Raw genomic sequence first — 18,896 nt, forward strand, 5'->3', positions numbered from 1 at the left:
CCCTACCCGTAAAGGCCTTTGTGTCAGCATCCTGTTGACAAGGCGGACTGCCGCAGCGCCGGTCGATGACGTCGGCAGCCCCCGGCGGATCGGGTTGTGCCAGGTTGTTCACCAACGCACCTCAGTCGACCAGCCCATCATCGGTTGCCTCATCGCCTGCTGCACCGCGTTCCGAATCGATGGCCGCGATGTCGGCAGCCACGCGCTCGAGCATGGCCTTCTCGGTCTCCGAAATCGCGATCCGACGCTGAGAGTGGCGCGAGATCGGGTGACCTGCATAGATGCCGGCTGGCACAGCACCGAAGATGCCGGTGACGGCTGCGACACGTTTCTGCGCAGTGGCGTCCGCCCCAGGCAGGAAGTCGGCGCGGCTGAGTGCCAGCAGGTCCGGCTTGGTGAGCCAGCTCTCGAACCGGATGAATTCCTCGAATGCCGCGCGCATCGGCCGGGTGAATTGCCGGATCGCGTCATGCGCCTCCTTGTCGGAGAACAAGGCCTTGCGGCCGAGCGTTTTGACCACCCGGACGTAGTAGTCGAACTCCACGATCAGTTCGGCGATGACGTACCCGTAGGGGCTGCGAAAGCCGAGTTCCAGGACCTTCGGCTCGCGCGACTTGAGGATGCCGAAACCGAGTCCCTTGTCGGCGCGCTTCTTGAGTTCGGCGCTGAACAGCTGTGACTGGCGCTCAAGCGCGCGCCTGAGCTCCGGGATCCGGTGATCGGCGCGAAGAAGCGCCCAGTCCGCGTACGGGTTGTTGTTGCGCGTGAGCGCCCACAATGCTTTCAGGCTCGAGGCCACCCGCTTGCCGCCAGGAATGGCGTTGTAGTGCCCGGCCGGGTCGCGTCGCCGGCCCATGAACATCCGGAAGCCCTCTTTCGTATGGAGAGTCATGGTGTCGACGCCATCGTCGACCAGCGAGCCGAGATCGCGCAGCTGGGTCGCGACCGCGGGTTCGACCGTGGCGTCGGCGCCGGCCGTGACGCGGTATTCCGCCTCCATTTGCTGAAGTGTGTCGCAGCGCTGAAGGTAAAGCTCGTAGCGCGCCCAGCGCGGATCGTGGGGATCGGGGTCGTCGGCGTCGATGAGATCGGCCAGCTTCTCGCGCTCCCTGGCGATGCTATAGCGATCGGGAAACGGGGAGCGATCGTCAGTCTCGAAGAGGATTGGGGTGCCACCCGGGAAGACGGGATCAAGGAGTCCGGGCTGATCGTCGGCGGGAGCCGGGGAGGATCGAGGAAGCGGTGAGGCGATCGGATCGGAGGGCATGGTCTTCCTCTAGGTGGCGTGGGAGAGGTCGCCCGCGGGCGGCTCAACGTGTTGCAGTTGGGCCAGCGCCGGGATGGGTGTGAAGCCGGGCAGGAAGTCGCATTCGGGAAGCGGGCGGCGCAAGAGCTGACGCAGTGCCACCACATCGACGGTGTACGCGCCGGTGGCGCGGCTGAGCTTGCGACTGCCGATCAGGCCGCGCTCTTCGAGGCGCAGCAAGGCGCGCTGGACGACCTGATGTCCCAGCAGCGTGTAACCGGCCAGTGTGCGGCTGGAGATGCGTACGGGAGCGCGCTCTGCCCCCCGCCACAGCAGGGCGAAGAGGACCGCCGTGGCAGCGTAGTCGCCGTTCAGGCGAACGAGCACCTCGAGGGTGATCTGCGGCGCGGAAGAGAGGTTTCCGGACATCGGTGAAGCGCGGCTGATTGAGGGAGTCCCCGCAAGAAGCGCATTGCACTGGGTCGAACGAATCCAGCGGCAATGGCATGCGTGCTGGGTCGGATGAATCCAGCGCTTACGGTGTTGACGCTGGGTTGGAAGAATCCAGATGCTCGATGCCCTCGGCGTCCGCATCGAACTCGTGCACCACGTGCCACAGAGTGGCGATGGAATGGTCGGGGAAAGCGCGATGCAGCTCCACGAACTGACGCTGCGGCGGACACATGCATCGAATGCTGGACCAGGCGTTGTGGACTGCCTCGCGTACACTCGGATCGGGAAGCGCCGGTCGTCCGCGCGGCGGCGGATCGGGGCACAGCAGCGCGCGTTGCTGCTGAATCTCGGCCAGCGTCATTTTGAAGAGGTGAACCAGCAGCGGGGGCTGGGCGCCGTGCATGACGTGATATTCCATCAGCTGCCGCATCTCTGCGATCGCGCAGTGCCGTCGATACGCAGCCTCGAGCGTTGCGGGATCAAAATGAATGCGGACATCGAGCTGTGGCATGCCGGCGATGGATGCGAGGTCGCGGGCGGACGCGGCACGCAGGGTGTCGAGGATGTCGGGGCTGAGCCCGGCCTCGAGCAGCGTCTGCAGCTCGCCGGTGTCGAGCAGGTGAATGAGATGCGACAGCAGGGCGTACCGCAGTTGCTCGCTTCTTATCGGAATCATCTCGCTCCTCCTACTCCTCCTCGACGCTGGGCGGCTTCTCCGCACATGCGCGGTGGTACGCGTCGAGGAGCGATCGTGTTGCCGCCCAGGAGGATGGATCACGCAGCAAGGCCACGATGGGGTCGGCCTCCGTCTCGCACCCGCCGGCGCGGATCGACAGCTGCGCCAGGAGCCGGTGAGCGGCCACGCGCCCAAGCTGCCCCGTCTCTTCCGGGTCGCCGTGCGCCGTGGGCAAGGGCTCGACACAGAATCCTTGCGGCTGAGCGGGGTCCACGCGGATGCAGTCGGACAGCCGGAACACACGGGCGAAGTCCGCGATCCGCTTCGAAAGGCGTATCCCTGTCCGCGTGTGCCAGCCCTTTCGCGTCGGCAGCGGGGCTGCTGCCGCCCCGCGCTCCGCCGCGTCTGTCGCATCCGACACCGTGTCGTATGGCGGCAACTCGCACAGGAGACGGCGGATCTCCGAATCCGGCAATTGCCTATCGGCACCGGCGAGCTGCAGCGCGGCGCGCTCCGCAGCGGCCGGCGTGCATTGTGCGAGCGTCGCGAACAGCGAGGTCATGCGGGAGAGGATCGTCTCCACCTCGTCCTTGCACAGTCGCGGCGGATCGTCCATCTCCCGGCCCGCGTTGATCTCCGTGGCAAGGTCGGCCACGAGCTCCTCGAATGCAGTCTGGCGCACCAGGGGATCCAGATTGAGTGCGTTTGCGAGCTTGTCGAGGCAGCCGAAGCGGGAGCGAATGGCGGCGGTGCTCTCGTGCGTGAGGTGCAAGCCGATCGGGGCCAGGTAATCGATGGCGAAGAGGTAGTTGGAGGCGGTCACGCTGTGGAGCTTCAGGCCGCAGCGTTGGGCGTGCTCGGACAATTCGCGCAGGCTCAGCGCTCGCTTAAGCTCGGATTCGAGCTCGCTCTTGAGCAGTGCGGTGCCGCGGGCCTTCTCCCAGAACAGGGTTTCGGCGCGATTCTCGTTCTCGGCCAAGTGGGCCGCGATGACATCGGCCTCGCTCAGCCACCGATGCACGACGACGCGAATCCACTCGTAGCGGGCATCGTGCGTTTCGAGCCATAGCTCCTGGACGATCTGCAGGCGCGTATTGCCGCCGAAATAGCACATGTAGCGGCTGGCGCCCGGCCTGCGCGTCACGCTCAGCGCATCCTTCAGGCCACCCCGGGCTTCGATGGAGGCGCGGATATCGGCATACCGCTTGTTGGTTCGCACACGCGGGTTACGGTCGTAGCAATCGATATCCATGCATCGCAGGAGCATCCAGCCGTCGACATCCTCGCCGGGCTGGAGGTCGGCCGCGGCGTTGGCCGCTTCCTTCAGGGCCAGGCTGTGTTGAACGAGCAGCGCGCGACGCTCGCCGGTTGTGGCATTCGAGGCAGGCGCCTGCAGCTTTCCGCGCTTTTCCATGTGCTGGGCCAGTTCCTTGACGGAAATGGAGTCAGGCAATCGCGTTCTGGACGTCATGGCCGTCGACGACCTCGCTGAGAGCTTCGGGCGGCACACCGGCGCGGGTGCCGTCGAGGCTCGGAATGAGCTCCCACAGGAGCGCATGCATTGCAGGACTCGCCTTGACCGGGTCGATCCAGTGCACCGGGACCTGGGCGGTGGCGGCATTGCGGTACGCAACGGCGTGCGGTATGACCGTTTTCAGGAGCAGAACCTTGCACTTGAGCTGCTGATAGCTCTCGCGAATCGCCAAGCCGATCTCGCGTGCATCGCGGGTGTGTTCGTGGCGGTAGATGATCGCCAGCATTTGCGGCACGGAGATGCCGAATGCAGCCGCCGTTTCAACGCGGTTCAGCAGTTCCTGGGTGCCCGACAGGAACTCGCGCGCCGAGAGGATATCGGGCGAGATCGGCGAAAGGAGCACATCGGCTGCCAGCACTGCGGCATCCTGAAGGTGGCCTACCGCGCCCTGGGTATCGATGAGCACGACATCGTAATGCTCCTGCAGCAGCGGACTGCGCAAGGCGAGTTTGATGCGCAGCGCGCTGTCCATGCGTGGCGCGAGCCAGTCTTGGAGCGTCCCCTGTGGCGCATCGGAGATGACGATGTCCAAGTAACCGTTCGGGTTGAGCTGCGGCTGGCGCCGCAATGGCACGGGCGCGAGCGCGAAATCAATGGTCGAAATGCAGTCGTCGGTGAGCGCACCTTGCTTGATCATTTGCGTCAGTCCATGCCGCGCCCGCTTGGCAATGGGGTAATAGCGACTCAGGCTCGGCTGCACATCGGCATCGATGAGCAGGACACGCATGCCGATGTCGGCGAGCAGCGCGCCGAGATTGGCGGTCAGGGTGGACTTCCCGACACCACCTTTGGTCGATACGGTGGCGTAGACGATCATGCGATCACCTCCGGTGAATCAACGGCGAGCAGGGGACGAAAGCGAGGGAAGAGCTTGAGTGTCGGCGTGGTGAAGCTGCGACACAGGCGCATGAAGCGACGAGGGCGTCCCGGATGGAATGGAGCTTGTCGTATCCAGAATCGAACATCATTCGCAGCTTGTCAACGCGGAAACATACTGAAACACGCAAGTTGCATGGGGACTTGATCCCCGGTTGAGTCGGTCTCGCGACCGCGGGCGGGTGGATCACGAGGACGCTCCAGACGGTTCGGACGACTTAGGATCGAGGAACGGGACCACGCTCGGATTCGACGGCGGAACAGGATTGAACCAGCGCTCGGGGTGCTGGATCACGACCGCGGCAAGTTTTCCTACGCGCTTGCCGCCGCGGCCGATTACGCCGAAGTGATGAACGTTCGAGTTTCCGGGGCCGACCAGGTGCCAGTGCGCCTTGATGACCTGGCGCTGGATGCCGATACCCTGTTTGTCGGATGGGCTTGTGCCGGGGTCCAACCCATTTCCGTCATCGCCGTAGAGCACTGCGAACTCGCGGAAAGTCCGCGGGGAGACCAGCGCCATCCCTTCGGGTACGAAATGGACGGGCGCGCCCGCTTCGTTGTAGGGGATGGAACCGTCTGCGATGCCCTGTTGCACCCAGGCCATGAAGCGGCAGGCTGCATCGCCGGGCTCCTCGTGACCCGACTTGCCGCCGTCGGCATCCGTCTTCGGCACGGACACGAACGGGGTGACGGGCCGGGTCGCCGGTGGCAGGCGGCCGTGTTTTCTGGGTGCGGCAGCGGCGGCCGTCGCCGATTCGTCATTCGAGAGGAATTCGTCGTTTCGACTGGGCGCTGTGGCAGTGCCCGGCACCTCACATTCCTTGGTTTCGCTTTTGATCCCCTCGCTCGTCGGCTGTTCATGACCAGGGGATCGCTTGACGGCTGCACGGGTGGGCTTCGGGGGCGGAACGGGAGATGGCGGAGGCAGGAAACCCGAGGCGCGTTGCCGCTCGGGGTGCGCATCTCCCGTCTTTGGTGCGCCGCTCAAGCGGTCGCCCGGCGGCTCGTCGGGTCGCGTGCTCCGTGTCTTGCCCCGTGGTATGACGACGAAATCGCCGTCGAACTCGGACGGGTAGTCGTCCGCCGAGTCAAAAAGCTTCGCCAAGGGGAACTTCAGCATCGCGAACTCGTGCGTATACCCCTCGCCGCGGACCTCCACGTACCAGATCGCCTGACCGGTATCGGGGTTGCACTCGAGCAGGCCGTAGTCCTGCCAGCTGTCGAACAACCGGTCGTTCTTGGCCGGACCCGGGATGCTCGCGCCGTCGTCCGGATGGGCGCGCGCGATCTCTTCCCGTACGGTGTCCGCGAGCCGCTTCGCCACGAACCAGGCTGCGCCAGCGCCGATCCAGCCTGCCGCACCATCGCGGTTAAGCGGCAATGCACCTTGGCGCAGCAGCCGGCGCATGGCGTCCATCAGCTGGTCGACCAGCGGGACGGCTGTCGCAGTCGTAAACTGGTTGCGTGGCCCCTGCTGCAGGTTGCTCGCGGCCGATTGGCGATCCGCTTGGCGCACGATCTCGGCCAGCACCCCGGTCGCATCATCCCCCGACCAGGCAGCCTCGAGCTCGCGCATGACTGACGGTTCGCGCGCCACAAAGGCCAGGGCTGTTGCAGGGACGATCCTTGGCGCCAGCACCAGCGGCAGGCGACGGTGCGCACCGTAGTTGCGTTCGGACTTCGGCGCGAATCGCACCTCATATTCGACCGCGGCGGCGCTCGGCATGTCGCCGCATACCGGCAGCCAGGGTCGTCCCGGGCCGTCTGGCCGTTCGGCGATGCTGATCCGCAGGTCGGTGATCGTTTTGCCGACGTCGTGGAGCAGCGCGGCGAGGATCACGGAGTAAGTCCAATGATCGCGCTGCGCGTCGATCACCTCGGCGGCGCCACCTTTGGGCAGCAGGTATCCACTGCGCAAGGTGACCGCCGCACGGATAACTTCAATTGTGTGGGCGGCCAGCCCGCCAACGTGGGCGTGGTGATGCGCCTCGCTCGCCGGCAGAAGCTGGACGAACTGCAGGTAGCGGAGGATCGCCGGCGCAATGTCGCGATCCCACGCGGTTTGGCTCAGCTTCGATTCGCGATGGATTTGTTGCAATGCGTTCGAAAGCTTGCACACCTGGACCAGCACCGGCGCGTCGAGCACCCTGAGCCAGCCCGTTCGGTTTGCCGCCAATCCAGGGGCGGCACCGGTGGCCGGCGTCCCCGCGCTCGCCTGCTTGGCGTCGATATCGGCCCGACGTTGCCACAACCCCCGTTCGCGGCGGATAAACCAGCCTAGCCAGCCGCTCAGTGCTGCCGCAGCCAGGAAACATGCGCCAGCCAGCTCGATCATGTGGATCAGCCCCGGCGATTGCGAATCTGGGCTGCACAGAACTGCGCCAGCAGCCAGTTTTGCAGCACTTGCGGCGGCGGCGCTGGCCACTCGGACTCCCATACTTCGACGGTTGTACCTCTGCAGAACGAGGAGAAGGTCTCCGCCAGCGGCCTCCACTTCTCATCGCCACGTTGCGCGCGGTACCGACAGAACGGCAGCGCAGCCAGATCCGTGGCCAGCCGGACCGGATCGGCCGGCCGCAGCGCCTCCACGTAGCGCGCCAGCAGATCCCGGACCGTCAGCACCGGATCATCCTCCGGGTAGAGGTACACCTCCAGGCCGTCGTATCGTCCGAGCCAGCCCAACAGCACGCTGCGCCATCCCGGCTCGCCGAGGCCCTCGAGGAAATGACCGATGGTCACAATGGCCTGGGTGCGGACCTCCTGCTGGAGCGGGGAAATCGGCGGGGGTAGATCGTTCATCACAAAAACACCTCCGGAAAGGTGCGAGTTGTTCTTCTTCACGTCGTGGCCGGCGCCTTAAACGGCCGCCCGGCCGCGCATGGCCACCATTACTTTCGGCATAGGACAGAGGACTTGGTGAGGACTCGATGGCACCCACGATTGCCGCATCGCGACGAGAGCGTGCCGCATTTCGCCCTTTACGTCCGCCCCAAAATCGCGCCAGGTTTTTCGACTTTCCGCTTGACATGCCGCAGCGGTTACGCCGGCCCTTTTGCGCATTTGCCGACAGGTCGCTCCAGGCGGCCTGGAGGCCCCGTCCCCCGTCGGCCTTTGCCGCAAGGCGCCCCGTACCAGTAAATCCTTCGCCCAGCGGAATTTGAGCTGGGCGCCCTTTCGGGTTGGGCCCGTAGCCCGCTAGAAGGCGGACCGCCGCGGGCCGCCCGCCCTTTAATCCTTTCGCCCGGCATTTTCTTCATCTCGATGCAAGGCGAAACTCAAAAAATCTTTTTCGAATTTCGGGCTGCAAGGCGGCGACGCGCTCGCCACACTGCGCCCCGTGACTGGCCGCTGACCCCAGCAGCCCGGCGTCCTCACCGGCTCCCGATGGGGACGCCTTCCATCACGGAGCAGACCGCCATGCCTCGCCTTCTTGCGCTTGCGCTACTGCTGGTTGTCACCGGTGCGTCGGCGACCCCGCCCGACCACGTCCGCCTTGCCCGTTACACGGACGCCGAGCCAGTCCCCGCTGCAGCCGTCGTCGATCCGCTCACCGTCTTCGCGACCGTCCACTTCCCGCGTGAGCAGGTGCGAACCGTAGGCGATGCGGTCAACTATCTCCTCCTGCGGACCGGCTACCGCGTGGCGTCCTCCGACCCCGCTGCCGCAACGCTCCTGGCCTTGCCCTTGCCCGAATCGCATCGCGTCCTGGGGCCCTACCCGGCGCGCGCCATTCTTCAGGTTCTCCTCGGAGACGCCTACGACGTGAAGGCGTCGCTCGTCGATCGCACTCTGGCGATCGCCTTGCGGGATCCCGGCTCCGCGCGCCCCGGCACGCTGGCGATGGTTGAAGAGGCCGTCATCCGTCCCGTCACCCCCGCCACGCAGCTGGAGGCGATCCAATGAACGCGCCGCAAACCCCGCCCGTCGGCGCATCCTCCCGCCCCGCTCCAAGATTTTCGCTGCGCTCGCCGGGTTACCGCACGCTCGTGCTGTACCTGATCACTGCCCTGCTCGTCACCGGCACGGTCTTGTTTCTCCTCGGCTCACGATCGTCGGAACCGGTTCCGGAACCGGAGCGTACCGAGCCGGTGCGGCAGCCGCTCCCGCCGATAGCGGCGCCCGAGCCCCCGCCGGCACCTCCTGAGTCGCCGCATATTGACCGGCTTGACGAGCGCATCATCGAACTCTCCCGGTCCTTCGAGGCTCTCGAAGCCCGGTACTCAGCCATCGAGGCCCACCTTGTCGCGTCGGACGAGCACAACAACGACCTCCGTGCGCAACTGGAAGGGCTCGCCAATCCGCCCCGGCCCGCGCCGGCACCAGCACGCCGGCCCGTAGCCACCAAACCGGCCAAACCGCGAATGCCCACGGTCCTGTCGATCGACACCTGGGGCAGTGAGCCCTCGGTCGCGATTCGCGGCCTGCAAGGCGGGATGGCGTTCTATCGCGAGGGCGATGTCGTAGGTGTTGCACGCATCGAGCGCATCGACCCGCAGGCCCGTCGAGTCCACCTCCGGTCGCCCGATGGCACCCTGACTGCCATCGGCGTGCAGCACTAAGGGGCTGCGCATGCGCAAGACTGTCCTCTTCCTCCTCGTCACCGCGCTGCACCCGGCCGCTGCAGTCGAAACCGGCCACACGCGGCTACGCGGCGTTCAACCGGGCACCACCGCCACGGCCCCCTCGGCGGCCGAGGCCACCGAAGTTGCCGCCGTCGATCGCGTCGAGGCTGGCTACTGGGCCATCACCGTCGAGGAGCTGCAACGCGCGCGACACCTGATGCGCGGCCCACGCGGCGCCTTCAGCGTCTCCAACATCAGCCCGGTCGAGGTGCTTGGCATCCACGCCCGCTCCGACGCGGAGCGGGACCGCTATGCGGAGCTCTTCACCAAGCTGTTGCACGACGATGCTCAGCGTGTTCTCGCATGGCAGCGAGCCGGTGATGCCGCGATGCGGCGTCTCTTCCCGCAAGACAAGGCGATCGACTTTGGACGCGCCCCGAACACTCCCGCCCTCCCCAACTGGTATTTCGCGCCGGGAGGGGCGGCGCCATGAGCTTGTCCGGCGCACGTCGCGCCTTCCTCGCCCGCCTCTGCCAGGGCGGGGTGCTCGCGGCAGTGCCGGCGCTCGCCTTCGGCAGCGAGCGCAGCCGGTCGGTCTATCCGCCCGTCCCGCCCGCCTACCTCAGCGTGGCCCGGTCGCTCACGCTTCCACCCAAGCTCCTTTTTGCGATCGCGATCCAGGAATCCGTCATGCAGTGGGGTGCGCTGGCGCTGCCCTGGCCATGGACGCTCAACGTCCGCCGTAGCCCCCGTCGCTACCAACGTAATCCGGAAGCCGTCACCGAGCTCAAGCGCGTGCTCGCGCAGGGGGTACGCAATGTGGATTGCGGCCCTATGCAGGTGAACTGGCACTACCACGCCGACAAATTGCGTACCCCCGAGCTCGCGCTCGACCCTTGGCACAACCTGCGGGTGGCCGGCGCGATCCTCCTCGACCGCCGCCGCTCCGCATCCAATTGGTTCGACGCCACCGGCGCCTATCACAACCCCGCCGACCTCGCGCGAGCCAACCGTTACGCGCATTCCGTCTTCGCCCGATTGGAGAGGATTCCCGATCATGCCTGAGCTGCTGCATCGGACGCTTCTCGCTGCCTCCCCCGTCGGAGCCGACTGCGCGCGACCCGCCGCTGCGTTTTCCACTGCGCTTGCCGGAGGTGATCGCGTTGGGACGACTCGGGCGCCCTATCCCATTCGCTTCGCCCTGTCTCCCTCCCGCCGCAATTCTTGCGGCTCCTCCACCGCCGCAACGGCGGTTTCAGCACAGCCATGGTCCGCTTCAATGGCCTCCTCTCGGGCTATGGATCATGGTTGTGCGCTCTTCTTGCAGAATCGCACATGAGCCAGGGCACCATCGAGGCGTGGCTGCGTCCCACGATCGAGATCTGGAGCGCTCTGACCGCGGCGAGTTGCGGGCTCGTCGCACTCGTCGCCCCGTGGGCGCTGATGATGCCGCCTGACCTCGGCCGTGGCACCGCGGCCCTCGCCTTCGGCTTCGCCGGCCTGCGCGCCCGCCAGGCATGGCGCGTATGCCGTTATCAGTACGGGCTCACCCGCTACAAGGTGACGACCATCGCGCCGCACAAGCTGCCGCGCGTTCCGGGAAAGCTGTATCTGGGCGAAGGCTTCGCGTGGAGCCAACAACACACCCAGCGCCGCATCGACGCCACGCGGCCACAGGCCCACCCGTATCTGGTCGAGGGCGCAAGCCTTCGCGCAATGCGCGCGCTACTCCGCGCGATGGGCCCGACCCCGCTCAAGCCGCTTGCCGCAGCGCTCCTCCTCCCGCGTTGGTGGAACCCGCTCTCCGAACCTCCCGATCTCGGCGGGACGCCGGTCCTGCATGGCGTCGAGCCCGACGAGGTCCACGTCGCGCTCGGGCAGAAGCACCGTCCCGGTCACCTGGCCGTCCTCGGCACGACCCGCGTCGGCAAGACCCGTGCAATGGAGCTCTTCGTCACCCAAGACATCCGCGACGGGAAGATCGTCATCGTCATCGACCCGAAGGGCGACGCGGACCTCATGCTGCGCGTCCATGCCGAGGCTGCGCGCACCGGGCGCCTAGACCAGCTCTACCTCTTCCACCTGGGCTACCCCGATATCTCCGCCCGTTACAACGGCATCGGCAACTTCGCCCGCATCACCGAGGTCGCGAACCGCACGACGAATCCGCTGCCTTCCAGCGGCAACTCCGCGGCGTTCAAGGAATTCGCGTGGCGCTTCACGAATCTCGTCGCCCAGGCCCAGGTCGCCCTCGGGCAGGTACCCACCTACGGCCTGCTGCTTCGCGACATCACCGACATCGAGCCCCTCTTCCTCCGCTACGCGACCCACGTGTTGCGCACGGAGGGGCCCGAAAACTGGGAGACCCTGGTCGAGGAAGTGCAGACCCGCATCGAGAAGCGCCAGATCACCGTCCCGCGCGCCCTGCAGGATCGCAGCGACCGCCTGATCGCCCTCGTGCACGTGCTGAAAGATCTGCAGCTGCCCGATGCGGTGCTGCAGGGGCTCGCCACCGCAGTGCGCTACGAACGGAGTTTCTTCGAGAAGATCGTGGCCTCGCTCGGTCCCTTCCTGGAAAAGCTCACTACCGGCCCCGTCGGCAAGCTCATCTCGCCCGACTACTTCGATCCGGTCGATACGCGGCCGATCTTTGACTGGATGCAGGTCATCCGCCAGGACGGCATCGTCTATGTGGGCCTCGACGCGCTCTCCGATGCCACAGTCGCGGCGGCCGTCGGCAACTCGATGCTCGCCGATCTCGTGAGCGTCGGCGGCAAGCTCTACAAGACCGGCCTCGATCCTCACCACCCCGAGGGCAAGATCATCCTGCCCGACGTGGCCTGCCACTTCGACGAGGTCAACGAGATTGCGGGCCCCGAGTTCGTGCCGATGGTGAATAAGCTCGGCGGCTCGGGTTTCAGCATCACCGCGTACACCCAGACCATTCCCGACATCGAGGCGAAGCTTGGCGATGCCGCCAAGGCCCGCCAAGTGCTGGGCAACTTCAACAACCTCATCATGCTGCGGGTGAAGGACCCGGGCACCGCGGAGTTCTTCTGCAACCAGTTGCCCGAGGTCGACGTCCAGCACCTGATGGTGGTGACCGGCGTGAGCGACACGGACGGGGCGACCGAGACGGACTTTACCTCGCGCAACGAGGACCGCCTCACCACCCAACGGATGCCGATGATCTCCCCCGCCGACATCATGGCCCTGCCGCAAGGCCAGGCCTTCGCGCTGCTGGAGGGCAACCGCCTCTTCAAACTGCGCTTTCCGTTGCCCGATGCCACGAACGATCGCTTCCTTCCCGCGTCGCTCCGCGACGTGGCGATCCGGATGCGGGCCAAGTATCGAACGGCCGAGGACTGGGCCGCGCAGACCGATTGGCTGAAGAACATGCCGGTCGGGCTCGTCGCACCACTGAGTTTCGATACGTCGGGCGATGACACCGCGGAGGCATCATGAGTACGACCGCTTCGACCTCGCCCCCCGCCCACCACCCGGCACCCCACGCATCGACCGCAGCGGCGGGCCGGTCCCGCGGGCCCATTGCCGCCCTGGTGAGCGTTGTAGTCGGCCTCGCCTTCTCCACCCTCAGCTCATGGATCTTCGGGACGGCGCTCACCGTCCTTGGGGATCACACGTTCTGGAAGGGCCGCGGCGTCGAGCGCGCCCTGGCCGCCGTGGAGGAGGACTTCGGTTACCTCCAAGGCTATCCCCGATCGCTGATGGTCGACGACACGGTCGCCCTTGCGCGCGACTTCGCCGATCTCGTCGCCCGTACATTCCATTGGGTGGGCGCCCCCGCCTTCATCGCCCGTACGGCAGGCATCGAGCCCGACGTGGTGGCGAATCCCCATGCGCGCGCCGTTCGCCGCATCGTCAAGGAAGCCGGGCGCGTCGTCGAGACCGCCATCTACGTCGCCCAGGACACCGCCATTCGCCTAGCGATCGCCTTCTTTGCGCTGCCAGCTTTCGCGATGGCCATCCTCATCGGCCTGATCGATGGCCTGGTCCGCCGCGACCTGCGCAAGTGGACCGGTGGTCGGGAGTCCTCCTACGTCTACCACCACTCGAAGCGCTTCGCCTGGTGGTTCCTCACTTCCGGCTTCACCGCCTATCTCGCGTGGCCTTTTGACGGATTCAATCCGGCATATCTCGTCCTGATCTTCGCAACCCTGGTGGCCGCCGCCGTCTCGACCACCGCCAGCACGTTCAAGAAGTACCTGTAGCAACCGAGGAGTCCGTCATGTCATTGCCGCTCCGCTCCACCATCGCCGCCCTTGTCGCCGCTGCCGCCTTGCCGGTGGCGGCCGACGCCGACCGCGAGCGCGAAAACCTCGCGCGCCTCGAGCACGAGCTCGCGCTGCTCGCCTCCGAGGTTCGCGCAGCAAAGGCGGACGCGCCCTCCATCGCCCGCATCCGTTTTCAGTACGACAACCTCGCCCGCGACCTCGATCTCATCCGCGCCGGTATTGCGGATCACCTCGACGCGCCGCGTCATCCCCGTCCGATCGAACCGCTGAAGGGCGATTACCGGCGTTGAGTACGAGGCACTGACATGTCGCCCCAACAGTCCGCCGCCTTCGCTGCCGCCGCCGGCTACCAGCCCGGCTACATCGCGCTGTTTTTCGCCCTGCTCGTCGGCGCTCTGGTCGTCCTCTGGGCCGCCGACATGGTGCGCAGACTCGGGATCGAAGGCCTCGACGACCCGCGCCGCCTACCGATGCTCCTGTTCTACAAGCTGCGCGTGCTGATCATCGTCCTGCTGCTTATCTATGTGCTCACCTAGCTCGCGGCCACCCTGGCAGGCCGGGCCGCACGCCTGTCGGCGTTCCACGAAACGGCGCCTTACCACCACACGGAGGAAACCATGAAGCTCCTCATCCAACCTTCGAGCGCAGCAAACGCCGCGGATGGTCACATGATACAAGCACCGGCGCCTTGTCTGGAGCACCGGCCCAATCATGCCGCCCGCACTATCTTGCTGGGCTTCGCCGTCCTCGCCTCGGCCTTCATCGTCGAGCCAGCCCTGGCCGAGCTACCGACGGCCGTCGCCGCAGAAGGTGCCGCTTCCGGGGACTACATCGCGATCGGCAAGGAGTACTTCAAGAACGGCCTGATCGTCCTCGGGCTCATCATCGCCACGCTCGGCTTCATCGCGGTCGCCGCGGGCGGCATCGCGAAGTTCAATGAATACCGCATCGGTCGCGCGGAGCTCGGCGACTTGGGCGTGCTGGCCGTCGTCGGTGCCGTCGTGTTGGTGCTCATGGTCTACCTCCTCAACGAGGCGGCCGTCATCATCACCTAGGGATGGTCATGGACTCCTCCAACGTCCCGGCGCCGCAGCCGGAGATCTCCGTCGGATCAGGCCAAACGCCGCTGCCGAATCGTGTGAACGCTGAGCCCGCGATCATCAAAGGGCTCTCGTACACCGAATCGAAGTGGACCATCGGACTGGCCTTCCTGCTGTGGCTCCCGGTGGGCAGTGTAGTAGGCCTCGCCCTGCAGCACTTCCCGGTGGCTGTCCTCATCATCGCCACCGGTCCCATCGCCACGGTCTGGCTGGCAGCCGGGTACCTGGCCACGATGAAGCGCAATCGCCCCGATCACTATTACGTGCAGTTGTTCATGCGTCGCGGGGCGCGCCTCCATCTCATCCGCTCCCATTTCGTCACGCATGAGGGCGCTTGGGAGCTCGGCCGCACACTCGAGCGCTCTCGGGTGGCGAAACGCCGGAAGCCGTTGTGCTGACTCCGGAGCATTGCCATGCCCGCCTACACCGACAATCTTGCAAACGCCCGCGCAACGATTCGCCTCCAATCTTGGGCCATCCTCGTTGCGCTCGTCATCGTGCTGATCGCGGTGGCCGACCGGTTTGTGAGGCAGACGACCTTCACCGTGCATGTTCCGCCGGACCTCTCGCACGGAGCCACCATTCAGACGGGTCGAACGCCGGCGGTTCCGCCTCCGAACGTCTATGCCTTCGGGTATCTCATCTGGCAGCAGGTCAACCGCTGGGCCAAGGATGGCTCCAAGGACTACGTCGCGCAGATCTACGCGCTACAGAACTACCTGACGCCCTCCTGCCGGGAGCAGCTCCTCAAGGACGTCAGCACCAAGGCCGGCGATGCCGAGCTGATCCAGCGCACTCGCGCCCTCCTGGAGATTCCCGGCTACGGCTATACCGCGAACCGGGTGACGGCGCACGGCAACGGGGGATGGACCGTGCTCCTCGATGCCCAGATTCTCGAGACCTCCAGAGGAATGCCCGTGAAGGACACCTTCATCCGCTATCCCCTGCACGTCGTGCGCTACGACGTGGACCGTGAGCGCAACCCCTGGGGTCTCGCCCTCAATTGCTTTGCCGGCCGTTATCCCGAACGGATCGACCCGCAGGCGCTAGAGGCGCCAATCGCCCCCCAGCCGGCGCCGACCACGCCGCTACCCCCGTCCGCCGCGCGGTCCGCCGTCGATCCAGGTTCGGATCTGCCGCGAGCCGTGCCGCTGCCGGTCCCGGACACCAAGGAGGAGTCGCCATGATCGCCACTCGCATCGCCGCCGCGCTCATGTGCCTCGGCGTTCTTGCCTCCGCCTCAGCGCAGCAGCCCGAATCCAAGGCACCATCACCGGCCAGTCTTTCGCCGGATGCTGCGGGACCGACGGCGGCACCAAGCTGGCATCCCGCTGCCACGACGACCATGGATCTCGGCGCTCTCCCCCCGCAACCGGTCCCCTCGCCCGCTCCGGTCTTCTCGCCCCCGTCCAGCGGCCCAGCCGCCGGGAAGTCCGCTCATCCTCCATCGCCCCCCAACACGCAGGCGGCATCCCCCCCCCCCGCCCGCCCCGACGATCGCCAGGCCGATGGCGGCCGTACGCAACATGTGCTCTTCGAGCGCCTCCCCGTCCACTTGCTCCTGAGCCCGGGGCGGGAGCGCCTGGTGCAGTTCCCGTTCGTCGCCTTGATGGATGTGCCAGCCGCCCTGCAGGGCTTGCTCGAGGTCCAGATCATCGAGGACACGACGTATCTGACGGCGAACGCACCCTTCCCACGCACCCGCCTGTATGCCCAGGCAGTCGACGGCAGCACGACGGTTCCGCTCGATATCGAGTCGCACGAAGCTGTCCGGGTGCCGCCGATGCTGCGCGTCCATCTGCCGGGCGATGCTGCCGCAGAAGACGACGAGCGCGCCGAAAATCGGCGGAACGACGAGCCGGCGGTCGACATGATCCAGCTCACGCGCTATGCCGCCCAGATGCTGTATGCGCCGGCCCGCTTGCTCCCCACCCTGCCGGGCGTGCACCAGGACCCGGTCGATCAGTCGCCCGTGGTCGGCCTCTACCGGGGTGGAGAGATCGAGACTGCGCCTCTGGGGGCCTGGTCGAGCGGCTCTCTGCACGTGACGGCGGTACGCCTCACGAACCGGACCGCGCGCGCCGTTGACCTCAAGCTGGACATGCGGTGGCTACGCGGGCAGTGGATCGCGGCGACGGCCCAGCATTGGCGTCTCTCGCCCCATGGCTCCGAGGCCGACACGACCGCCGTGTACCTCGTCTCCGATCGGCCCTTCGCGGCCGTGCCGCTGTGGCGCTAGGAGGCCCCATGCAGATCGCCCAGAACAGGCTCGTCCCCGTCCTCGCCGTGATTGCCCTCACCGTGACGGGCTACATCCTCTACAAGCAGAGCGAGACACCGGGCGTCCAGCCAGGACCGTCGCTGACCAAGGTGCCAGAAGCCCCCTTGCCGCCCACTGCCAAGGGAGCCGACGCCGACACGCCGCAGGAAACTCTCAAGACCGTGGTCGCGGGCTACACCGAGCTGAACGACCAGATGCGGTCCCTAATCGGCGAGAACCGCCGCCTGCAGGAGCAGAACGATCGCCACCAGCTCAGCGAGGACCGCATCCGCGAGCAGCTTCGCCGCGAGCTGCGCACCGAGATGGCAGCCGAGATGGACGCTCTCAAGCAGCAGCGGGCCGCCGCGGCCGACCCGCAGTCGTCGGGCGGTCTGATCGGATCAGCAATCGGCGCGGCGAACCTCCCTGCGGGCTTTGGCTTCGATAAGGCGAAACCGGATGCGCCAGTGATGGAGGGCACCACCGCGCCAACCCGCGTCCTGCCGCTGGGCTACGAGATGGGTAAGGGCACGGACGGAAGGCAAGGCGTCGTGCGCAAAGTCATCCTCGCCGAAGCGGCGCCGCCCGCCAGCCGGACGACGCGGGCCGAGGCTCGAACGGTGTCCCCTGCCGCCACGCCGTTCTACACGATCCCGGAGAACGCGACCCTGACAGGTGTCGCCAACATGACCGCGATCATCGGCCGGGTACCGGTAGACGGCAAGGTGACCGACCCGATGCAGTTCAAGCTTCTGCTGGGACCCGAGAACTTGGCCGCCAACGGTCATTACCTTCCCCGCAACCTCGCCGGTATCGTGGTGTCGGGCATCGCCATCGGGGACATGACGCTCGCGTGCGCCGAGGGCCTTATCCAGTCCATGACCTTCGTCTTCAACGACGGAAGCATCCAGACGGTCAGCCGACGCCGCGACGGGACGACCCCGCTATACGGCGCGACCGGCGGGTCGGCCGGCGGCAAACCTTCGCTCGCCGCGGCGCCGAAGCTCGGCTGGATCTCCGACCGCCACGGCAACCCTTGCGTCCCCGGGCAGTTCGTCACCAACGCCCCGGCCGTCCTCGCAGACACCATCGGCCTGCGGAGCCTCTCCATCGCCGGCCAGGCAGCGGCCGCAGCCCAGACGACCACCACGGAGAACGTCTTCGGGACAAGCTCCAGCCGGGTCACGGGGAGCAAGGGCACCTACATCCTCGGGCAGATGGCGAGCGCCGGCACCGACGAGGTGACGAACTGGCTGATGCGCCGGCTCGCCGACAGTTTCGATGCGGTCGTCGTACGTGCTGGGGGCGAGGTGGACGTGCACATCGACGCCGAGATCCAGATTGACAAGGCGCCCGACGCGCGGCGCATCGACTACGGGCGACTCGACGCGCCGGCAACCACGACTTCCCATCTGCGAGGCAGCTACCATGGACTGGACTGATTCTTCCCGAATCGCGCGACTCCTTGCGGCCGCCACGGTGGCGGTCGTCGCGCTCGGCGCCTGCAGCGTTGCCGGGCCCCGCAAGTCGCCCTTGCCGGACGATGGGCCGACCGTCGAGGAGATCTACCGCAAGCGGACCTCCGAGAACCAGGGCATGCGTGCCCGCGAAGCCCTCCCGCTGCGGCCCGCCACCGAAGTCCTGCCCGGCCCCGTCCTGGAGCCGGCGATGCTCCAGCTCGAGCGCCGCTTCGCCCGGCTCCCCAACCCGGATCTCATCATGATCGTATTTCCCCACCTGTCCCGCGGGAAGTACCCGGCGCCCGGCTACGTGACGGCGTTTCCGATGTACGAGCGGGTCGAGTACCTGCTCCCCGGCGAGGCGGGCGCGCTGCGGCCGGACCACCGATCCACTCCCGCGTCCACGCCCACCGCTAGCGTCCCCCCGGCGCGCAATCCCGCCGCCAGCCGGGTTGCCCAACCCTGACGGAGCG

Annotated in this window: 21 protein-coding genes; 14 read left to right on the top strand and 7 right to left on the bottom strand. The window is 66.7% G+C overall.

From position 1 onward, the window contains the following. Positions 1–121 precede the first annotated feature (121 nt). The 7 genes from ROZ37_RS15625 to ROZ37_RS15655 all read right to left on the bottom strand — a co-directional run bounded on the left by ROZ37_RS15625 (position 122) and on the right by ROZ37_RS15655 (position 7,626). Complete coding sequence (locus ROZ37_RS15625; protein ID WP_312660674.1) at positions 122–1,267, bottom strand: PFL_4669 family integrating conjugative element protein; 1,146 nt, start codon at positions 1,265–1,267, stop codon at positions 122–124. 9 nt (positions 1,268–1,276) lie between these two features. Then, complete coding sequence (locus tag ROZ37_RS15630) at positions 1,277–1,675, bottom strand: hypothetical protein (RefSeq protein ID WP_312660677.1); 399 nt, start codon at positions 1,673–1,675, stop codon at positions 1,277–1,279. Positions 1,676–1,781: 106 nt separating this feature from the next. Next, positions 1,782–2,375 carry an STY4526/YPO1902 family pathogenicity island replication protein gene (locus ROZ37_RS15635; protein WP_312660681.1) on the bottom strand — a complete coding sequence of 198 codons (594 nt, stop codon included), beginning with the start codon at positions 2,373–2,375 and terminating at the stop codon, positions 1,782–1,784. A 10-nt stretch (positions 2,376–2,385) separates the two neighbouring features. Then, positions 2,386–3,828, bottom strand: a complete 1,443-nt coding sequence (locus tag ROZ37_RS15640) for a hypothetical protein (protein ID WP_312660682.1) — start codon at positions 3,826–3,828, stop codon at positions 2,386–2,388. Beyond that, positions 3,821–4,726, bottom strand: coding sequence for a ParA family protein (locus ROZ37_RS15645; protein ID WP_312660684.1), 906 nt, complete (start codon positions 4,724–4,726; stop codon positions 3,821–3,823). The genes ROZ37_RS15640 and ROZ37_RS15645 overlap by 8 nt, the downstream gene beginning before the upstream one ends. Positions 4,727–4,972: 246 nt before the next feature. Next, complete coding sequence (gene mobH / locus ROZ37_RS15650) at positions 4,973–7,120, bottom strand: MobH family relaxase (RefSeq protein WP_312660685.1); 2,148 nt, start codon at positions 7,118–7,120, stop codon at positions 4,973–4,975. 5 nt (positions 7,121–7,125) lie between these two features. Continuing rightward, positions 7,126–7,626 carry a hypothetical protein gene (locus ROZ37_RS15655; protein ID WP_312660687.1) on the bottom strand — a complete coding sequence of 167 codons (501 nt, stop codon included), beginning with the start codon at positions 7,624–7,626 and terminating at the stop codon, positions 7,126–7,128. Positions 7,627–8,202: 576 nt separating this feature from the next. Here ROZ37_RS15655 and ROZ37_RS15660 point away from each other — a divergent pair. The 14 genes from ROZ37_RS15660 to ROZ37_RS15725 all read left to right on the top strand — a co-directional run bounded on the left by ROZ37_RS15660 (position 8,203) and on the right by ROZ37_RS15725 (position 18,889). Beyond that, positions 8,203–8,688 carry a hypothetical protein gene (locus tag ROZ37_RS15660; RefSeq protein WP_312660688.1) on the top strand — a complete coding sequence of 162 codons (486 nt, stop codon included), beginning with the start codon at positions 8,203–8,205 and terminating at the stop codon, positions 8,686–8,688. Further along, positions 8,685–9,344 carry a hypothetical protein gene (locus ROZ37_RS15665; protein ID WP_312660689.1) on the top strand — a complete coding sequence of 220 codons (660 nt, stop codon included), beginning with the start codon at positions 8,685–8,687 and terminating at the stop codon, positions 9,342–9,344. The genes ROZ37_RS15660 and ROZ37_RS15665 overlap by 4 nt, the downstream gene beginning before the upstream one ends. A 10-nt stretch (positions 9,345–9,354) precedes the next feature. Then, entirely contained in the window at positions 9,355–9,840 is a 486-nt protein-coding gene (locus ROZ37_RS15670; RefSeq protein ID WP_312660690.1) for an integrating conjugative element protein, read from the top strand. Next, positions 9,837–10,412 (top strand): transglycosylase SLT domain-containing protein, encoded by a 576-nt coding sequence (locus ROZ37_RS15675; protein ID WP_312660691.1) that lies wholly within the window; start codon positions 9,837–9,839, stop codon positions 10,410–10,412. The genes ROZ37_RS15670 and ROZ37_RS15675 overlap by 4 nt, the downstream gene beginning before the upstream one ends. 270 nt (positions 10,413–10,682) lie before the next feature. Continuing rightward, positions 10,683–12,812 carry a type IV conjugative transfer system coupling protein TraD gene (traD, locus tag ROZ37_RS15680; protein ID WP_312660694.1) on the top strand — a complete coding sequence of 710 codons (2,130 nt, stop codon included), beginning with the start codon at positions 10,683–10,685 and terminating at the stop codon, positions 12,810–12,812. Further along, entirely contained in the window at positions 12,809–13,579 is a 771-nt protein-coding gene (locus ROZ37_RS15685; RefSeq protein WP_312660695.1) for a TIGR03747 family integrating conjugative element membrane protein, read from the top strand. Before traD ends, ROZ37_RS15685 begins: the two co-directional genes overlap by 4 nt. Positions 13,580–13,596: 17 nt before the next feature. After that, positions 13,597–13,893: an RAQPRD family integrative conjugative element protein gene (locus tag ROZ37_RS15690; RefSeq protein ID WP_312660696.1), complete on the top strand. Its 297-nt coding sequence runs from the start codon at positions 13,597–13,599 to the stop codon at positions 13,891–13,893. 15 nt (positions 13,894–13,908) lie between these two features. Continuing rightward, complete coding sequence (locus ROZ37_RS15695) at positions 13,909–14,139, top strand: DUF3262 family protein (protein ID WP_312660698.1); 231 nt, start codon at positions 13,909–13,911, stop codon at positions 14,137–14,139. A gap of 81 nt (positions 14,140–14,220) precedes the next feature. Continuing rightward, the gene (locus ROZ37_RS15700; RefSeq protein ID WP_312660700.1) at positions 14,221–14,658 is read left to right on the top strand and encodes a TIGR03745 family integrating conjugative element membrane protein; all 438 of its coding nucleotides are present in this window, start codon (positions 14,221–14,223) and stop codon (positions 14,656–14,658) included. Positions 14,659–14,666: 8 nt separating this feature from the next. After that, the gene (locus tag ROZ37_RS15705; RefSeq protein ID WP_312660702.1) at positions 14,667–15,101 is read left to right on the top strand and encodes a TIGR03750 family conjugal transfer protein; all 435 of its coding nucleotides are present in this window, start codon (positions 14,667–14,669) and stop codon (positions 15,099–15,101) included. Between the two features lie 15 nt (positions 15,102–15,116). Further along, the gene (locus tag ROZ37_RS15710) at positions 15,117–15,890 is read left to right on the top strand and encodes a PFL_4703 family integrating conjugative element protein (protein ID WP_312660705.1); all 774 of its coding nucleotides are present in this window, start codon (positions 15,117–15,119) and stop codon (positions 15,888–15,890) included. Between the two features lie 158 nt (positions 15,891–16,048). Beyond that, positions 16,049–16,942, top strand: coding sequence for a TIGR03749 family integrating conjugative element protein (locus ROZ37_RS15715; RefSeq protein ID WP_312660819.1), 894 nt, complete (start codon positions 16,049–16,051; stop codon positions 16,940–16,942). An 8-nt stretch (positions 16,943–16,950) separates the two neighbouring features. Beyond that, complete coding sequence (locus ROZ37_RS15720) at positions 16,951–18,405, top strand: TIGR03752 family integrating conjugative element protein (protein WP_312660706.1); 1,455 nt, start codon at positions 16,951–16,953, stop codon at positions 18,403–18,405. Then, complete coding sequence (locus tag ROZ37_RS15725) at positions 18,392–18,889, top strand: TIGR03751 family conjugal transfer lipoprotein (RefSeq protein ID WP_312660707.1); 498 nt, start codon at positions 18,392–18,394, stop codon at positions 18,887–18,889. Before ROZ37_RS15720 ends, ROZ37_RS15725 begins: the two co-directional genes overlap by 14 nt. Positions 18,890–18,896: the final 7 nt, after the last annotated feature.

This window comes from Aromatoleum sp., from assembly GCF_032027225.1.
In the GTDB taxonomy this organism is placed as follows: Bacteria; Pseudomonadota; Gammaproteobacteria; order Burkholderiales; family Rhodocyclaceae; genus Aromatoleum.